Origin of the sequence: Thiomicrorhabdus chilensis DSM 12352, from assembly GCF_000483485.1 — a bacterium.
Classification (GTDB): domain Bacteria; phylum Pseudomonadota; class Gammaproteobacteria; order Thiomicrospirales; family Thiomicrospiraceae; genus Thiomicrorhabdus; species Thiomicrorhabdus chilensis.
This window is the reverse complement of the sequence record NZ_KI519609.1, coordinates 417,210-433,665: the sequence shown is the minus strand read 5'-3', so window position 1 is coordinate 433,665 and position 16,456 is coordinate 417,210. Positions and strand designations below refer to the sequence as shown.

General features: G+C 49.8%; 15 protein-coding genes. 6 read left to right on the top strand and 9 right to left on the bottom strand.

Going from position 1 to position 16,456, the window contains the following annotated elements; translation table 11 throughout:
* Positions 1 to 5 precede the first annotated feature (5 nt).
* Positions 6 to 2,660 carry a diguanylate cyclase gene (locus B076_RS12905; RefSeq protein ID WP_157753491.1) on the bottom strand — a complete coding sequence of 885 codons (2,655 nt, stop codon included), beginning with the start codon at positions 2,658 to 2,660 and terminating at the stop codon, positions 6 to 8.
* A gap of 199 nt (positions 2,661 to 2,859) precedes the next feature.
* Between B076_RS12905 and B076_RS0102055 the strand changes: the two genes are divergently transcribed.
* Complete coding sequence (locus tag B076_RS0102055) at positions 2,860 to 3,834, top strand: YbgA family protein (RefSeq protein ID WP_028485840.1); 975 nt, start codon at positions 2,860 to 2,862, stop codon at positions 3,832 to 3,834.
* Between the two features lie 221 nt (positions 3,835 to 4,055).
* The gene (locus tag B076_RS0102050) at positions 4,056 to 4,520 is read left to right on the top strand and encodes a PAS domain S-box protein (protein WP_028485839.1); all 465 of its coding nucleotides are present in this window, start codon (positions 4,056 to 4,058) and stop codon (positions 4,518 to 4,520) included.
* Between the two features lie 111 nt (positions 4,521 to 4,631).
* On the opposite strand, the gene B076_RS12900 is transcribed toward B076_RS0102050, so the two are convergent.
* From B076_RS12900 to B076_RS0102015, 7 genes are read right to left on the bottom strand one after another with little or no spacing between them, the layout of a single operon-like run.
* The gene (locus B076_RS12900) at positions 4,632 to 5,471 is read right to left on the bottom strand and encodes a MerR family transcriptional regulator (RefSeq protein WP_051347114.1); all 840 of its coding nucleotides are present in this window, start codon (positions 5,469 to 5,471) and stop codon (positions 4,632 to 4,634) included.
* Between the two features lie 55 nt (positions 5,472 to 5,526).
* Positions 5,527 to 6,975, bottom strand: a complete 1,449-nt coding sequence (locus tag B076_RS0102040) for a cryptochrome/photolyase family protein (protein WP_028485838.1) — start codon at positions 6,973 to 6,975, stop codon at positions 5,527 to 5,529.
* A complete protein-coding gene (locus B076_RS0102035; RefSeq protein ID WP_051347113.1) occupies positions 6,972 to 7,538 on the bottom strand; it encodes a chalcone isomerase family protein in 567 nt (188 codons plus the stop codon). The genes B076_RS0102040 and B076_RS0102035 overlap by 4 nt, the downstream gene beginning before the upstream one ends.
* On the bottom strand, positions 7,535 to 8,086 hold the full coding sequence (locus tag B076_RS0102030; protein ID WP_028485836.1) for a DUF3833 domain-containing protein: 552 nt from the start codon (positions 8,084 to 8,086) through the stop codon (positions 7,535 to 7,537). Before B076_RS0102030 ends, B076_RS0102035 begins: the two co-directional genes overlap by 4 nt.
* Entirely contained in the window at positions 8,073 to 9,350 is a 1,278-nt protein-coding gene (locus B076_RS11815; protein WP_051347112.1) for an SAM-dependent methyltransferase, read from the bottom strand. Before B076_RS11815 ends, B076_RS0102030 begins: the two co-directional genes overlap by 14 nt.
* Positions 9,344 to 10,126 carry a DUF1365 domain-containing protein gene (locus B076_RS0102020; protein WP_028485835.1) on the bottom strand — a complete coding sequence of 261 codons (783 nt, stop codon included), beginning with the start codon at positions 10,124 to 10,126 and terminating at the stop codon, positions 9,344 to 9,346. Before B076_RS0102020 ends, B076_RS11815 begins: the two co-directional genes overlap by 7 nt.
* Positions 10,116 to 11,468, bottom strand: a complete 1,353-nt coding sequence (locus tag B076_RS0102015; protein ID WP_169721402.1) for an NAD(P)/FAD-dependent oxidoreductase — start codon at positions 11,466 to 11,468, stop codon at positions 10,116 to 10,118. Before B076_RS0102015 ends, B076_RS0102020 begins: the two co-directional genes overlap by 11 nt.
* Positions 11,469 to 11,569: 101 nt before the next feature.
* On the opposite strand from B076_RS0102015, the gene B076_RS0102010 reads away from it, so the two are divergent.
* Genes B076_RS0102010 through B076_RS11810 form a run of 3 tightly spaced genes read left to right on the top strand, consistent with a single transcriptional unit; the run spans position 11,570 to position 14,071 of the window.
* Positions 11,570 to 12,346: an SDR family NAD(P)-dependent oxidoreductase gene (locus tag B076_RS0102010; RefSeq protein WP_038150344.1), complete on the top strand. Its 777-nt coding sequence runs from the start codon at positions 11,570 to 11,572 to the stop codon at positions 12,344 to 12,346.
* Positions 12,339 to 12,836, top strand: a complete 498-nt coding sequence (locus tag B076_RS0102005; RefSeq protein ID WP_051347111.1) for a nuclear transport factor 2 family protein — start codon at positions 12,339 to 12,341, stop codon at positions 12,834 to 12,836. The genes B076_RS0102010 and B076_RS0102005 overlap by 8 nt, the downstream gene beginning before the upstream one ends.
* Entirely contained in the window at positions 12,833 to 14,071 is a 1,239-nt protein-coding gene (locus B076_RS11810) for an MFS transporter (RefSeq protein WP_038150341.1), read from the top strand. Before B076_RS0102005 ends, B076_RS11810 begins: the two co-directional genes overlap by 4 nt.
* Positions 14,072 to 14,111: 40 nt before the next feature.
* Here the strand turns inward: B076_RS11810 and B076_RS0101995 are convergent, their stop codons facing one another.
* Complete coding sequence (locus B076_RS0101995) at positions 14,112 to 14,984, bottom strand: TIGR01777 family oxidoreductase (protein ID WP_245566299.1); 873 nt, start codon at positions 14,982 to 14,984, stop codon at positions 14,112 to 14,114.
* Between the two features lie 263 nt (positions 14,985 to 15,247).
* Here B076_RS0101995 and doeB2 point away from each other — a divergent pair, with 263 nt between their 5' ends.
* Positions 15,248 to 16,411, top strand: coding sequence for a N(2)-acetyl-L-2,4-diaminobutanoate deacetylase DoeB2 (gene doeB2, locus B076_RS0101990; RefSeq protein ID WP_028485830.1), 1,164 nt, complete (start codon positions 15,248 to 15,250; stop codon positions 16,409 to 16,411).
* Positions 16,412 to 16,456: the final 45 nt, after the last annotated feature.

Genomic DNA, 16,456 nt, shown 5'->3' with positions numbered 1-16,456 from the left:
ATTTGTCACTGCACCCTAACCCCGTTACGGCCATTTTCTTTGACATAGTAAAGGGCTTCATCGGCTCGTGAAATGGATTTTTTGAGTTTCTCGGAGCCTTCTATCAAGGTTCCGCCAAAGCTGCACGTCAAAGCCAGATCGGCCATCGGGTTGTCCTCGATTCGGACTCTGAGATGGCTGGCGAAAGCCTCCACCCCTTCCAGGGAATCCACCGGGAAGAGCAGCAAAAACTCTTCGCCGCCCCAACGAATCAATCGGTCCGAATCACGGACATGAGACTGTACCAGTTTGGCCAACGCCTTCAGAACCTGATCCCCACGGTTGTGCCCATAGGTATCGTTGATGTTTTTGAAAAAATCCACATCAAACAGTATCAGGCCTGCCGACTTTCCAGAACGGGTCATCTCGGACACCAACTCCTGATAATTCTTCTCCAGGAAATGGCGATTCAGGCAGCCGGTCAAAGGGTCATGAGAAGCACGATACTTCCAGTCAATGTGCTCGCGCATGGTGTCACTGATATCATTAAACGTGATAATGGTTGAGGTCTCATCAAACGCATTCACCGAAACCGAAAACACGTGGCGTTTACCTGCATGGTCCTGCATCAATACGTTACGCTTACTGCCGGGCAAGGCTAACAAGACTTCAACCCAGTCCCGGTCATCTGTCGGTTCGACATGAAAAAACTCTTCCTGAGGAAGAAAAAATTCACACATGCACTGATGATGGCGATTGAAATCTGACAAATCGACATAACCCAAAAACTTGAATAAGCTCTTGTTGGCATACACCAGTTCACGGCCTTTACGCACAATCACAATCTGGCTCTGAGTATCAATGAACCGCTGAAGCCGCTGCAAGGCCTGTTTTTCAGAAGTGACATCGGCAATGATCCCCTCAAGCACCTCATGCCCCTCTTCCAATATTACGGTTTGACCATGTTCTTTGACATAAACGATTTCACCCGAGCGATGCAATAAACGGTACTCGAGTTCATACTGATCATCCTCCGAGGCCATCACCCTTTCCAAATCTTCAGGATGGATGATGCTGGCAAACCCTCTCACCCGGTTGCCGATGAAGTCGCTGGCCGGATAACCGGTGATTTTTTCAATCGAATCGTTCACAAACAGCATGGTCCAATCCTCATCCAACTCACAACGGAATACGATTTCAGGCACACTCTGCACCAAAGATTGATACTGCTCTTTAAGGCTTTGCAGGCGTTGTTCATGGTGAACCTGCTCACTGATGTCCAACACTGTACCGATAGAACGAACAATTTCACCATGCTCATCCAGTTCATGTCGGCACTCCTCCTGCACATAACCCAACTCACCATTTTGGCGAATGATGCGATGAGTAATCCGGTATTGCTTTTTATTCTCCAGAGAATCCGCGTAAGCCTGGATGAGGCGTTCTTTATCCTCTGGATACACATACTCCAGAAACGCCTCATAGGTCGCGTCGAATTCCTGAGCCTGCAGACCAAAAATCCGATATACCTCGTCACTCCAGTACAGCTGATTGCTTTTCAGATCCAGATTCCAGTATCCAAGTTTTGCCACCTCTTGCGCCTTGCTCAAAAGGGTGTTTTTGTGCTCAGTCTCCCGCTGGAGCTGTCTCAAACGTTTTTCATTCATTTTGATCTGATAAAACAGCCAAAAAATCAAAGCCCCCAAAACAAGAATGGCAAGCAGGGAGATTAGAAACTGCATCAACAGCTGCTGGTGTTTAAAGTTTTCTTTGGCAAACATCAAATAAGCGACCGTCTGCTTGGATACCGCATTTTTAATCGGCACAAAAGTCAGAAAATAATCTGCACCTCGGTCATGCACTTCATAGGTACGTTCACGTTCAACCGGCAAAAAACTTTCAATCGGTTTGGAAAGCGTTAAAGTTTGAATCAGACGATCCGGCAGGCTGTCTCCATCGTGCGGTGTAATGGAGCTTTCATATAAAAAATTGGAGGAAAATGAGGTAGGCCGGTAATTTGAAGCCTCCGATGAAAACACTTTCTGCTTGACCAGTGCACTTTGAATCATAAAACCGGCCTGTTCCCCCAGTTCGGCCTGCATCTGATCGATGAGCACCTGCATGGAAACCGAGGTTTCCACTGAGCCGACATGTTCATCCCCGTCAAAAAGCGGAAACACAAAGCGGTAACCGTTAAATATACGCCCTTCTTCAAACCCGGATATGGTTTGTTGTTTTTGATTCACATAAGCCACCGTAGGGCGCACTTCGGTCAAGTTATCGTCGTACTTTTCAGGACGGTGAAACCGCAGAAAGCTGTCATTGTTTTTGAGGTGGAAATGCAACTGTTTGATTTTAAAGTCGCCCATAGAACGGTAATTATCAATCAGGTTGGCGTAAAGTTTTTGACGTAACTCGGCCCTCTGCGATTCAGAGGCTTGGTAAACCGCTTTCATCAGCCGGGTATTTTCCGGGCGATCAATCACATTCAAATAAAACAGTTCAGCGTTATTCTCAAAGCCTTTCAAAACAGACTGAAAGGTGATTTTCACCAGCCGACTTTCCGCCTCAACCTGGTCATGATGCCGGGATTCAAAAGCCTGAAACAATAAAGCCCCGACCAACAAGGCAAACATTCCGTAAGCCAATACATATTTTTGAATGTGCTTCCAAGCTAACAAACGCCCAACCAACCTTAACAATAAACAATCCAATAAAGGCTCTAGTTTATGCCATTTAAGGCAATTTCCATAATGTTTTCAGACGATTGATGGCCTGAATGCGACTTTTCCTTTCAAGCCAAGCTGACCACATTACCTATACATAATTCGTACAACTAATGTATAATTAAATTCAAGCTTATTATTGAGATTAAAACCCATGACATTCCCCCGATTGAAAATTGCCGTTTCCGACTGCCTCAAAGGGGTGGAGTGTCGTTATAACGGCGGTCACGCACAGGACGATTTCGTCAAAAACCAGCTTGCCCAATACGCAGACTTTGTGCCTTTCTGCCCCGAGGCGGCGGTGATCGGTACACCCCGGGAGACGGTGCGCCTGGTGGACGTCAAAGGCCAGGTTCGGGTGTTGGGCGGCAAATCGCACACCGACTATACCGACGGCTTGCAAGACTATACCGAAAAACGGGTGGAACTCATCAAACAGCGCAATGTCGATGGCGCGGTGGTCAAGTCGCGTTCGCCGAGCTGCGGACTGGAACGTATCAAGGTGTACCGCGAATCGGGCGAATGGTTCGGCTCCACCGATCCGATGGGGCAAGGGCTATTTACCGGCCATCTGCAAAAGACTTTACCGCATCTGGCGATTGAAGAGGAAGGGCGCTTGCAGGATGCCTGGCTGCGGGAAAATTTTGTTGTGCGCCTCTATACCACGGCCAGATGGCGCGAGTTTTTAGCAAGCGAACCAAGCCTGGCCGATTTTCAGGCCTTTCATCGTAACCACAAATATTTGATGTTGACCAAAAGCCCGTCGATTCACCGAGAAATGGGCGCCTTGGTCGCCACCACCCGCAAGGACAATCTGCATCAAAGCTTACTGGGCTATCAAAACAAGCTTTCCGAACTACTGGCGTACCGCACAAAACGCGGCCAAGTTCGCCACGTACTAGACCAGATATACGGCTTTTTCAAACACCAACTCAGCCCCGGTGAAAAAAACCTGTACCACCAAACGGTACAAGAATTCATACAGGGCGTGGTGCCGTTGATTACCGTCATCAAAATCCTGGAACAGTATCTAATGCATTACGGTTCGGATTATTTGGCTGAGCAGGTGTTTTTTCATCCCTATCCAGCCGAACTTGCCTTAAGGTCTAAAATCACCGCTTACCGCTAGGGAACCTAGAGAGCTCTACAACAAGAATGCCTATTAACGCTTTCCAATGAGGCAGACACCAAACCGTCAGCCTTCACTTTCGACAGCGGGCGTCAGCGTCGTTATCCCCTCTTCACCCACTCAAGTGCACAAACAAATCGTTTCAATTGTCACAGACAATGCTTGCCCCCGGATTTTGAACACGCTAAGATGAAGCTCCATTAAATTCAATCTGTAGTCGCATGAAAGATCCAAAACTAAGAAACGCCTTACTCCTGCAATTGGTTGAGAACGCTCAAGACGGCGTAGTGGTTGCAGAAAAAGAAGGGCCTGACACCATCCTGATTTATGTAAACCCGGCATTTGAAAAGCTAACGGGCTACTCGGCCGATGAAATTCTTTATCAGGACTGCCGTTTTTTACAGGGTGACGACACCAAGCAGGAATCGATCAAACTGATTCGTCATGCCATAGATGATGCCGAAGCGGTGCGTACCGTGCTCAAAAACTACCGCAAAGATGGGTCGATTTTCTGGAATGAACTCAGCGTCACGCCCTATTATGATGAAGTCGATGAAATCACTTATTTCATCGGCATCCAGAAAGATGTGACCGATCAGGTTTTATTGCAGGAAGCGTTGGAAGAAGCCGATCAAAAAATCGCCCAGCTTGAAAATGAGATTAAAGCTCTCAAAGCAAATCAATAAAAACTCTTGCCAAAAAAGCTCATTGACTTAAAAAGAATGATTGCTTAATCAAAAGGGAGCCTTCCCTTTTTTAAACTCCGAAAAACCTGACCAACACCACTTTAAAAAGCATTAAAACAGTGTTTCAAGATCGTGGTGCTCCGCCTGAAGCTGGTTGCCCAATAATGATGATTTGGCCTGTTTGGTCACGTAATGGAATTCCAAAGTGGGGTGTTTTTGAATCCAGACCCACCAGGCCTCTTCATCAAAGGCACCGCAATCGTCCACCACCACCAAGGCTTCGCATTGCAGTTTTTTGAGAGAATCGAAACTGATTTGCACCCCTTGCTGAGTATCCATCTGCATGACCGGATAATTTCCCTGAGAAGCAAACCAAAGCGCCGCCAACACCAGACTGACTTCCGAGGTTTGAGTACTGCCTGATTGAATCCAAACCCGCTTGGTGATCATCAGGTTGAGTCTTCGAGTCAAAAAACGTAAGCGCGTATAAAGCCTAGGAAGCACTGCCGCACCCCAAAGACGTGCCAGTTCTTTGGATTCGCTCTGCAATTCACTGGAAACCAGATACACGACATGCAGAACCTGGTCATCGGGCAAATCGGTGAATAGAAAATCCAGCGTCTGATGCAAACCGGGCAAATCGAAATTACGGGTTTTCTGCAAAAGCAAGGCAGGGTAGTCCGAATCGTCGGCTGACACCGTGATACTGCTGGAAGCAAGCGTTTCGTCCAACAAACCTTTGACCCGACTAATGGGAATGCCCTGTTCGGTCAGTTTCACTGCGGATTTGATGCGTTCGATGTGCGCCTGTGTATAAAGTCTATGGCCGCTATCGGTTCGCACCGGCTCAATCAGTGCATAACGCCTTTCCCACGCACGCAGGGTAATGGCATTTACGCCCGTCAGGCGAGACACTTCTCGGATTGGATAAAGCGGTTCATTGGACTTCATAATTTATTTCACAGTTGTTTGTGCGTATCTTAGACAAAATACCAGGGTTTCGCAATCAAGCATTTTTTATGAATGCGACTCTTTCCAGATGTGACTGACGACTTTGCGCCAAATCCACCAGTGGCTCAGGATAGGTTTTCCCGAGTTGAATGCCTATAAGACGACATTCCTCAATGTGCTGCCAGGGGGCGTGAATCGCCTTGTTTGACAACAGGCTCAACTCCGGCAACCAACGACGCAAATAGGTGCCCTCGGCATCAAACTTAAGGCTTTGGGTCAAAGGGTTGAACAACCGGTAATAAGGCGCGGCATCCACTCCACAACCGGCGACCCATTGCCATCCCATGACATTATTGGCGGGATCGGCATCCACCAGGGTGTCGTCAAACCAACGTTTGCCAACTAGCCAATGTTGATTCAGGTTTTTAGTCAAAAACGAAGCCACCAACATGCGTACCCGGTTATGCATGGTACCGGTCTCCCACAGCTCACGCATGCCGGCATCAATAATCGGAATGCCGGTTTTCCCCTGAGACCAGGCCTGCGTAGTTTCATTTTCGCTGTGCCACGGCATTTTGGCGAACTTGGCCTGAAACGGCTGAGACTCCGTTTCCGGGAAAAACCACAGCAACAAACGCGCGAATTCGCGCCAGGCGAGTTGCCGAATCCACGGATAAACCGCCTGCGCATCCAACTCGGAGGACTCCATTCTGGCCAAAAGTTCGAAATAGATGGCTCGGCTGGAAATCTCACCAAAATGCAAATGCGGCGACAAGGCGCTCGTGGCGTGTACAGCCGGAAAATCGCGCTGCTCGTCATAACTGGACAAGCTTTCATCAACAAAAGCGTCCAGGCGATGCCACGCGGCCGCCTCGCCAACCTGCCAATGTGACATCACCTTTTTAGACCAGGCCTGCTCAATTTGGGTTTTAAGGTTTTCCGGCAAGTCAAGCCAGCTTCGCTCCAAAGGTTGCACTGCGGTTTTGCTCAGGTCTCCAAGCGACTCCTCAAACGGACTCAATAAATCGATGCGCGCCATCAACGCCTTATAGAAAGGGGTAAACACCACATAAGGTGAATCCTGTTTATTGAGAATCACGCCGGGGTCAAACCAGTATTCGGAAAAAAACGGCCTGAGTTCAACCTGAGCTTTTTGGCAAACCTGCAGGGCAACCTCCTGACTGCTGGCAAACGGTTCGCCAACCTGATGACTGTAATAGACAGCTTGCACAGCGTAATGCTCGATGAGCCTGGACAAGGTATCAGACAGCTCACCCTGAATGACCCATAAACTCCCACCTTTCTCAGACACCTGCTGCTGCAGTTTGGCCAGAGAGTGAGCCAGCCAAGTGCTGTTCGCGGAGCCGACCTGCTGTTGCGGATCATGAAAATACACCAATAACACCCGCTGACTGTCGCTCAAGGCTTGCTGCAGAGCCGGCAGATGACTGAGACGCAGTTCACGCTGCAACCAGACTAAGGTGGTGGCGGATGCGGTTTTCATAAGCCCTCCAAAAGCCCCTGTTTAACGGAATCGGAAAGCGGCTCCGGCCCAAGCCAAATGCCGAAATAGAGCGCCTTGAACCCTGCTAGCCGGGTGCTGAACACGGTACGTCCGTTCAAAGCCAGCTGCGTGCCGAAATCCGGCTGGTAACTCAAAGTATAGCAATCGCCTGCAGAGACGTCCTGGTATTCGGCATGTAAACGCGCCACTTCCGTCGACAACTCCGGACTGAAACGCTTTGGCAGACCTTCACTGGCAGCCTTGATGAAATCCTGCCTGTCGATCGATTGCAAATAACACAGCTCCAGTTTAAGCGGCGTCTGCTCGGTCAATAAGTTCGTCCGGTCAATTTCACCTTGCCCATAAAGGGTTGCCTGATAAACATCCAGCCATAACCAGGTGGCGGTGGTTTGATTAAGCGGCTGCCAGGCGGTCGATGATAGCGCGTTTTGACTGAGAAACGGCAAGCATAAAGCCAGACCCCAAACCGGAAAAAAACAACGCGCCAGTTTGCCCGTTGCGTGTATTGCTCCGGCTTGCAGCCCCCCAAAAAAGCGCTTCACCCTTCAGCCCCGTCAAGCGGCTGCTTGCTGAAAAACAGGGTGACTTCTCCGACCTTAAAACCCCATTTGCTGACCTCGGCTCGATTCAGCATCACACGGTCAGGATGCAGAAACATCCAGTCATCGAAGCGCACATGAATCGAACTGTCTTTGTAAGGCAAATCCAGGGTGTATCGCCAGTTCAATGCATTTCCGGCAGACTCCCCCTGAGCCTGCCCTACCACATCGTCGGCCTCGCCAATATAACGGCCTTCGCCGGTTTGAGTAATGCGCCAGATGCGTTGCTGAAATTCGCCGTCGTCATACACAAAACGTTCGTCCAACGTCAGTTGATTGGCGTTAACTTGACCGTCAATCTCCACCGTAAAGCGTCTCAGAACCTTACCGGAACGATCCTGGAACTGCCCCCAGGCGTAAGTTTTGCCTTCAAAATAGGCAAACAAATCTAGCTTCGGCTCTGCGCCACGATACCCTTCAACTTTCATGCTACTGCACCCCGTCAACATCAAAACCAAAATCAACAGGCCTGCCCATTTAGTCTTTCTCATACTGATTCTCCACTGGCGCCGACAAAACATCGGACGAAAACCGTAAAGTGAGCTGGTGAACCGAAATGTGCCCGCTTTCAAAACCGACCGTGCAGTAATCCAGATAATAATTCCACAGACGTTGAAAAGCGCGGTCATAGCCCAGGTTTTCCAGCCGCTCACTCTGGCGGTTGAAGTCGTGTTTCCAAATCTGACAGGTCTTGGCGTAGTCGCGCCCAAACTCAAAGCAGTCGGCCACCTCAAAGCCATGATCCGTCGCCAACTCGTTTAACTGAGTCAGACTCGGCAACAGCCCTCCGGGGAAAATATAGGCCTGAATAAAATCCACATTCTGTTGATAATGCGCTGCATGTTTTTCATCGATGGTAATCACCTGCAATACCGCTTTGCCACCTTGTTTCAAACTGTTTTTCAGGGTTTGAAAATAACTGTCCCAATACTCTTTGCCGACCGCCTCAAACATCTCAATGCTGACGATATGATTATACTGGCCGGTTTCGTGACGGTAATCCTGTAAGACAACCTCTGAACTGTCGGGCTTGCCGATACCCAACAGGCGTTTTCGCGCAAAATCCTGCTGCTCGGTCGACAAGGTCAGCCCTTTGATAGAACAGCCTTGTTTCAGGGCCGCTTCCATAAAACCACCCCAGCCGCAACCGATCTCAAGAATCGATTCGCCACCTTGCAAGTCGAGTTGCCCGAGAATGCGCTGGTATTTGTGATGTTGCCCGCTTTCAAGACTTTCATCCTTCGCCTGGAACAAGGCACTGGAGTAAGTCATGCTGTGATCCAGCCACAATCGGTAGAAATCATTGCCCAAATCATAATGGTATGAGATGTTGCGACGGCTGTTACGGATCGAATTATGCCGTTTTCGGTGTCGCCATAACTGACTGATATTGAAAACCTTATCTCCCAAAAGAGACTCAAAAGACGCGCTATTTTCATGCGCCAGGTGCATCAGCTGATACAGCGAATTGGTTTCAACCGCCCCTTCATAATAGGCCTGTGCAAACCCGAGTTCCCCCTGGGTTTTCAGCAACCAGTAGACCCGTAGAGGGCGACGAATCATCAACTCTGCCTGATGGCCGGGCTGTGCCCCTTCAAAACGCTGGCTCTGCCCTAACACCGTCACCGTCAGCGAACCGCTTTCAATATGCTTAAAGGGCGACTGTCGCACCACCTTTTTGATCCAAGCCGGATGCAGCAATTTTTCTATGGCGCCACTTAATAAGGCTTTTCCGGATGTCATGCTCTTCAACATAGCTTCATCTCCGTATGGGTATTTTTAATGTCTTGCAAATGAGAAGGCGTTTTATGGAATTTGCCGCCTTTTAACCAGATTTTGAGCGCCCACCAATGAATCAGCACCACCACCTTCAGGGTATTGAAAGGGTGCTTTAAGGCACTTTTTAACAGATTGCGATCGTTCAATGCCTGGGCGCGTCCAACCTGGGTGGCGATCATCAAGGGTTTACCCGCTTCCTGCTGATGGATCGCCAGCTGATAATCCTGGGCGGGTTTACGGAATCGGAAGGCGTAGCGACAATCCATGCCGATAAAAGGCGAAACATGAAAGACTTTGTCAGCCTCAGCTTTGAGTTTGTCGCTCAAGGGCTTGCCCTGATTGGTCAACACATAGTGGTGCCATTGGCCGAAGGTATTGCTGACTTCACCAATCACCCCGACCAGCTGGCCTTGAGCGTTGTAGGCGTACCACATTGCCAATGGGTTGAAAACGATGCCCATAAAACGCGGGAAACAGACCAAATCAATGCGCTGCGCCGGTTCGGTCACACCATACTCGGCCAGCAAAGCATTTGCCCAGGTACGCCAGTGGGTTGAATCACGCGCTCCATAATCCCTGAAATCCAGACTGTATAGGTTGAAGGCATTCAACGACAGCCACTTGAGGTGTTCAGCCTCACGTTCAATTGCGTCAATATTGACTTTCAGGCTCATCACTCCGTATTTGAACTGGTAGGCGACCGGCTCAAAACGCTGGTGCAACACCTGACCGAGATAGATATTACTGGGCATGGTGTTTGTCCTCTTGCGCCGTTTTCTCCCAAGGCAGGTCAATATTCCACATGCGCGCCAAGTTCACCGCACTTCTCAAGCCGTCTTCGTGGAAACCATAACCGGTATAGGCGCCGCAGAACCAAAGGTTGTATTTGCCCTGAAGATCCATCAGACAGTGCTGCGCCTGCATGGCGTTGCGGTCAAATACCGGATGTTCATAAATGATGCGCTCAAACACCGATTCCGCTTTGGGAAGATCGATTGGATTTAACGTCACCAATAAGGGTGTTTCAGTCTCGATATTTTGCAGAAGATTCATCCAATAGGTCACCGCCACCCGGTTTTCGGGATGCGAAGTGTTGCGCAAATAATTCCAGCTCGCCCAAGCCAGCTTGCGCTTGGGCATCAGATCGGTGTCAGAATGCAGATAGGCGATGTTCTCCTGATACTGAAAAGCACTCAAGGCATCGAATTCAAACTGGAGTTCCGGCTGCAACATGCGATAGGTCTGGTCCGCATGAGAGGCAAAAATAATGTGATCAAAATACTCTTCATGCCCGTTTTCCAAACTTAACAGCAGCCCGATATCGGTTTTTTCGACTTGCTGAACGGCACTGTCTAGGCGCACATCGAACTGTTTTTCATCCAGAATGGCTTGAATATAGCGATCCGACCCGCCGATCACTGTCTCCCATTGCGGCCTGTCTTCGATATTAAGCAATCCATGATTCTCGAAGAAGTTCAGAAAACTGCGCACCGGAAACTGCAACATAGTGGAAACCGGGCACGACCAGATGGCCGCCGCCATCGGCAGCAGATAAAAGTCGCGCATGCGCTCGCTAAAGCCATGCTTTTGTAAATAGTCTCCCAAGGTCAAACTTAATGACACGTTTAACAGATCGTCGTTGGCAAGATCGGCCTTGGCCTGTTTATTAAACCTTAAAATCTGTCTAATCATGCCCCAGTGAGCGAGCGATAACAGGTTGCGGCGCTGCGCGAACAGGGTATTGAGGTTATTGCCGGAATACTCCAACTCACCTTTATTTATGGAGGCTGAAAAACTCATCTCAGTATTTTGTGTCGCCACCTGCAAGTGCTCGAACATGGCGCTCAAATAAGGGTAATTGGGGCGATTGAACACGATAAAGCCGGTGTCCACCGCTTGTTTTTTTCCATCCACTTCCACACTCAGGGTATTGGTGTGGCCTCCCAACTTGGCATTTTTCTCAAACAGGGTCACCCGGTGTTTCTGCCCCAGCAGCCAGGCGGCACTCAAACCGCTGATGCCACTGCCGACTACCGCCACCTTCTGAGGTAAATTATTCGAATACATTCCACTGCTCATGTTAATTTCCGCCATGCCTGTTAAACCTTTAATTAGAGTCTATACAATAACTGTACAAATTAACAGTAAAAAGTTATACAATTTGACGTAACAGCCATTTCAGACGGGAGATTCAAATGCACATAAACGGAAAAACCATCTGGATTGTCGGTGCCTCGCAAGGAATCGGACTGCGTCTGGTTGAATCTCTACTGAAAGACCAATGTCGCATCATCGCCTCTTCGCGAAACGCCGAACAGAGCCCGGAACTGATTCAACTCAAACAAACATACCCCGACACACTCAGACTGATCAATTGCGATGTGGGGCAAAAAGATAGCTTGCCGCCGATTATTGAGCAGGCCTGGTCGTTTTTTAACGGAATCGACATTTGGCTGTACAACGTCGGCAGCTATCAACCCATGTCGATTTCAGATTGGGAGATTGAAAAATTTGAACAGATGAATCAAAGCAACTATTTGGGAGCGGTCTATCTGATGCACGGCCTATGGCCAAAATTCGAGCAACAAGGTTTTGGAGAGTGGGTATGGAATGTCAGCCTGGCATCCGATTTCGGACTACCTTACGGAGGCGGCTATTCGGCACCCAAAGCCGCACTGATGAACCTGGCGGAGTCACTTCACCCCGAACTGCTGGAACACAATATCCAGCTCAAGGTGGTCAACCACGGCTTTGTTAAAACCCGTCTGACGGCCAAAAACGATTTCCCGATGCTGGGATTGATGTCGGCGCAAGATGCGGCAGACAGAATTGTTACGGCGCTGCAACAAAACCGGTTTGAAACTCGGTTCCCTTTCAATCTGGGCGCGGTTTTGTCGATTTTGAAACGCCTGCCCAAATCCTGGAGTCTGCTCCTCACGAAAAAAATGTTACGGAAACCCAATCATGACTGAGCGCCCGATGAATGACCCAAACCCGCTACCAACCGAGGCTTCAAGCGCCCACCCAATAGATTATGCTGTACAACTCCAGCATTACATTGAAGCCTTTGAAAACCTGAGCGAAGCGACTCTGCAGAACCAACTGGCTCTTTTGTTCGATGCAAACGTGGTATTTAAAGATCCGTTTAACTGTGTGACGGGAAAAGCCGAAACGTTGCACATCTTCCAGCACATGTTCGCCACACTTGAGCAACCACAATTCAAAGTGACCCATCGGGCGCTGGACGGCCATATCGGCTTTATAAACTGGGTTTTTCAGTTTCGATTGCAGCCAAACAAACCCGTAAACGCAATTGAGGGCATGAGTCGGGTACAATTCAATCAACGAGGCTTGGTGACCGAACACGTCGATTTCTGGGATGCCGGAGCTGAAGTCTATGCCAAAGTTCCGTTGCTCGGCTGGGGCATTCGTCAAGTCGCCAAACGTCTGTCGGCGCAATGAATCGCTTGAATTTTTTGCAATATGGGTTACTGGGTTTGCCTTTGGCGATGCTGGGTATTCCACTCTATGTGTATCTGCCCACCTATTACGCTGAACAAAGCGCTTTGGGCTTGACCGCGGTCGGCAGTGCCTTGCTGGCCGCACGTTTTGCCGATGTAATCACCGACCCGCTAATTGGCTGGTGGAGCGATCGTTATCAATCTCGATTTTCGCGCACACTGCAAATTCTTGTGGCGAGTGTTCTGCTAGTGATTGGCGTACAGCAACTCTGGCTCCCCGACCTCACCACCTTGTCGTGGTGGTCGCTGTTTTTTTGGAGCTTTGTCACCTACCTGGCCTGGACGGCAGTGCAAATTCCGTATTTGGCGATGGCCGCCGAACTCAGCACCCGAAGCCACACCAAAACCCAACTGGCCAGCTACCGCGAAGGCTTTGCAATTATCGGCGTGGTGCTGGTTTTGATTCTGCCGGTGATTCTCGGATTGGAGCACACCCAGTCCGAATTTTATGCACAGCTGTTTGCGCTGTTTGCGTTCGCCCTGCTGATTGCGGCCATTGTGCTGACGCGCCTGCCCAAGCCAATAACCCACCACAAGCCAAATCTCGTTTTCTGGAAAACCGCCTTAAGACTCTGGAGCGAGCACCCACAGGTGTTCCATATCATGCCCAGTTATTTCCTCAATAACCTGGCCAACGCCCTACCCGCTACGCTGTTCATTCTCTTTGTAAGCGATTACTTGAAACTGGAAGAGTACACCGGCCTGTTTCTTTTGATCTATTTTTCGGCAGGCCTGCTCGCTCTGCCTGTGTGGATAAGACTTTCCAAACGCTTTGGCAAACGCCAGACCTGGCAAGGCTCCATGCTGCTGGCCAGTTTGAGCTTCATCGGCGTATTCTTTTTAGACGCCGGGGATTTAAACGGTTTTCTGATTGTCAGCCTGCTGACCGGTCTCAGCCTGGGCGTGGACATTGCCATGCCCGCATCGATTCAAGCCGACATCACCCAGGAAGTGAAATTCGAAAACAATCACCGCCCACCGATTGCCGGACTCTTGTTTGGGATCTGGGGCATGCTCACCAAACTGACTTTGGCACTGGCAGTGGGAATGGCCTTCCCTATTTTAGACTGGAGTGAAACCATCAACGCACAAGACAATACGATACTCTGGCTTTATGCAGGCCTGCCCATTTTACTGAAGCTGATAGCCTGGCGACTTCTTAACCGACAGGCCTGATGACATTCTTAAGAACAAACATTCCCTCATTCGGCCGACTTCATGCCGGCTTCAAAAGATTCTGCAAAGCGGCACTGACTTGTGGGTATTGGAAACGGAATCCGGATTGTTCCAAGCGCGTCGGCAACACGGCCGCTGAATGCGTCAGCACTTGCGCGCCCTCTCCAAACATCAGCTTGAGTTGCCACTCAGGCAGCGGCAACCAAAACGGACGCTGTAAAGTGCTCGCCAAAACCTGGCCGAACTCGCGATTGCTCACGGGGTTCGGTGAGGTCACATTGTAAACGCCTTCCATCTGCGGGTGAGCCAAGGCAAATTCAAAGGCGTTCACCAAATCCTCGATGTGAATCCAGGAGAAACACTGATGACCACCCGCCACTGGGCCACCCAATCCCAACTTGAAAGCGGGCAGCATCTTCGGCAAAGCACCGCCGTCGAGTCCCAGTACCACTCCAAACCGGAAAATCACCGGCTTGGGCTGCAGGGCACGACTCGCGACCTCCCAGTCGGCACCCAGTTGCCCCAGAACATTGTCCCCAACCTGCTCGCAGGATTCATCCACAGGATGGGTACAATCGCTCTCTGGATAAATGCCAATCGCGGAAGCGGAAAAAATGCGTTGCGGCGGATGCTCACACAGCTGCAAAGCGCTTTGCAACATCTGATTGGTTTGAATGCGGCTGTCCCACAGCGCCTGCTTATGGGCCTTGGTCCAGCGCTGCCCAACATTGGCACCGGCGAGCATGATCAATAGATCACAACCACACACCCGCTCAGACAAAACCTGCGGTGACTTAAAGGCTTCACGCCCGTAAACTTTAACGCTGTGTCCCGAGCGAAGCAGACGATTCGACAAGTGTCGGCCAATGAACCCGCTGCCGCCCAATATCACTATGTTCAACGATGCACTCATACCGACTCCTCCATGCTGTACAATCATTGTACACCCAGCCGACAAGATTCCAAGCAAAGCATATAAAAACCACTCAATCCAAAACCGGCAGGCCTGGTAAGAATCCTCATTTTGCAAAGCGATTGTTTATTCAGTCTTTGATGCCTGATCCCCTTTAAACTTGAATATCAAATTGTTAGGATGAAATTAACCCGACTGTTAGGCACCCTCATTTTGCTAAGATTATTTAGCCAGCAGTCCCAACCAATAAGGACGGTGAGCACATGACATGGGAAAAAGCAGTCAATCAGGCGATAACATTACGCCACTGGTTTCACCAGCACCCTGAACTGACCTGGCAGGAAGAGCACACCGCCAAAAAGATTCGCGATTGTTTAGACGATTGGGGAATCGAATGGCGCGCCTGTGCCACACATGGTACCGTTGCAACCCTGGCTCCCGAGCGTCTAGGCAGGCATGTGGCTTTGCGTGCCGACATGGATGCCTTACCGATTAACGAGCAAACCAACGTGGAATTCTGCTCAACCGAATCCGGGAAAATGCATGCTTGCGGACATGATGGTCACATGGCGGCGCTTTTGGGAACGGCTATCTGGCTAAAAAACCATGAACCCAAACTGCCCGGGCCGGTGAGTTTGATTTTCCAGCCTGCCGAGGAAGGCGGTCATGGCGCCAAAAAAATGATTGAAGACGGTGCCCTTGACGGCATCGATGTGATTTTTGGCTGGCATAACTGGCCTGCCATCCCATATGGAAAAGCGGTCTGCCCAGACGGCGCCGTAATGTCCGGCAACGGCAGTTTTCATATCCAAGTAAAAGGGCTTGGTGGTCACGCTTCCCAACCGGAAGCTTGTCGAGATCCGGTGCTTGCCGCCGCAGCCATCACCTTGAATCTTCAACAGATCGTCAGTCGTAAACTGCCTCCACAAGCCTCGGCCGTGGTCAGTGTCACCCGCCTGAACGCCGACAGTGACGTGACCGTGATTCCACAAATCGTGCACATGGCCGGAGGGATTCGAATTTCCGATCCTAAGTGGCGAGCACAAATCAATGAACTCATTGTGCAAATCGCCGAGGACACCGCCAAAACGTATGGCGTAGAAGCCAAGGTCGAAATCCTACCGCGCTACGAAGCGACCATCAACGATGCCAATGCGGCTGAAATCTATCGAACCGTGCTCAAGAGCGAATTGGGAGAGGACTATTCCAACACTGAGTTGATGGTTCCCATCATGGCTTCGGAAGATTTCAGTTATTACCTTCAAAAGATTCCGGGGGCCTTCGCACTCATCGGCATGGCCGAAAATCAGGCCGAGGGGCACAAATATCATTACCCCTGTCACAACCCGCATTACGAGTTCAATGACCGACTCATCGAAACCGTTATGCGCTCTTTTTCAAAATTATCTGGTCTGAATCATGCTTGATGTTATTTGATTGCACTAAAAGCAATCTTATTTTTCTTAAAAAGT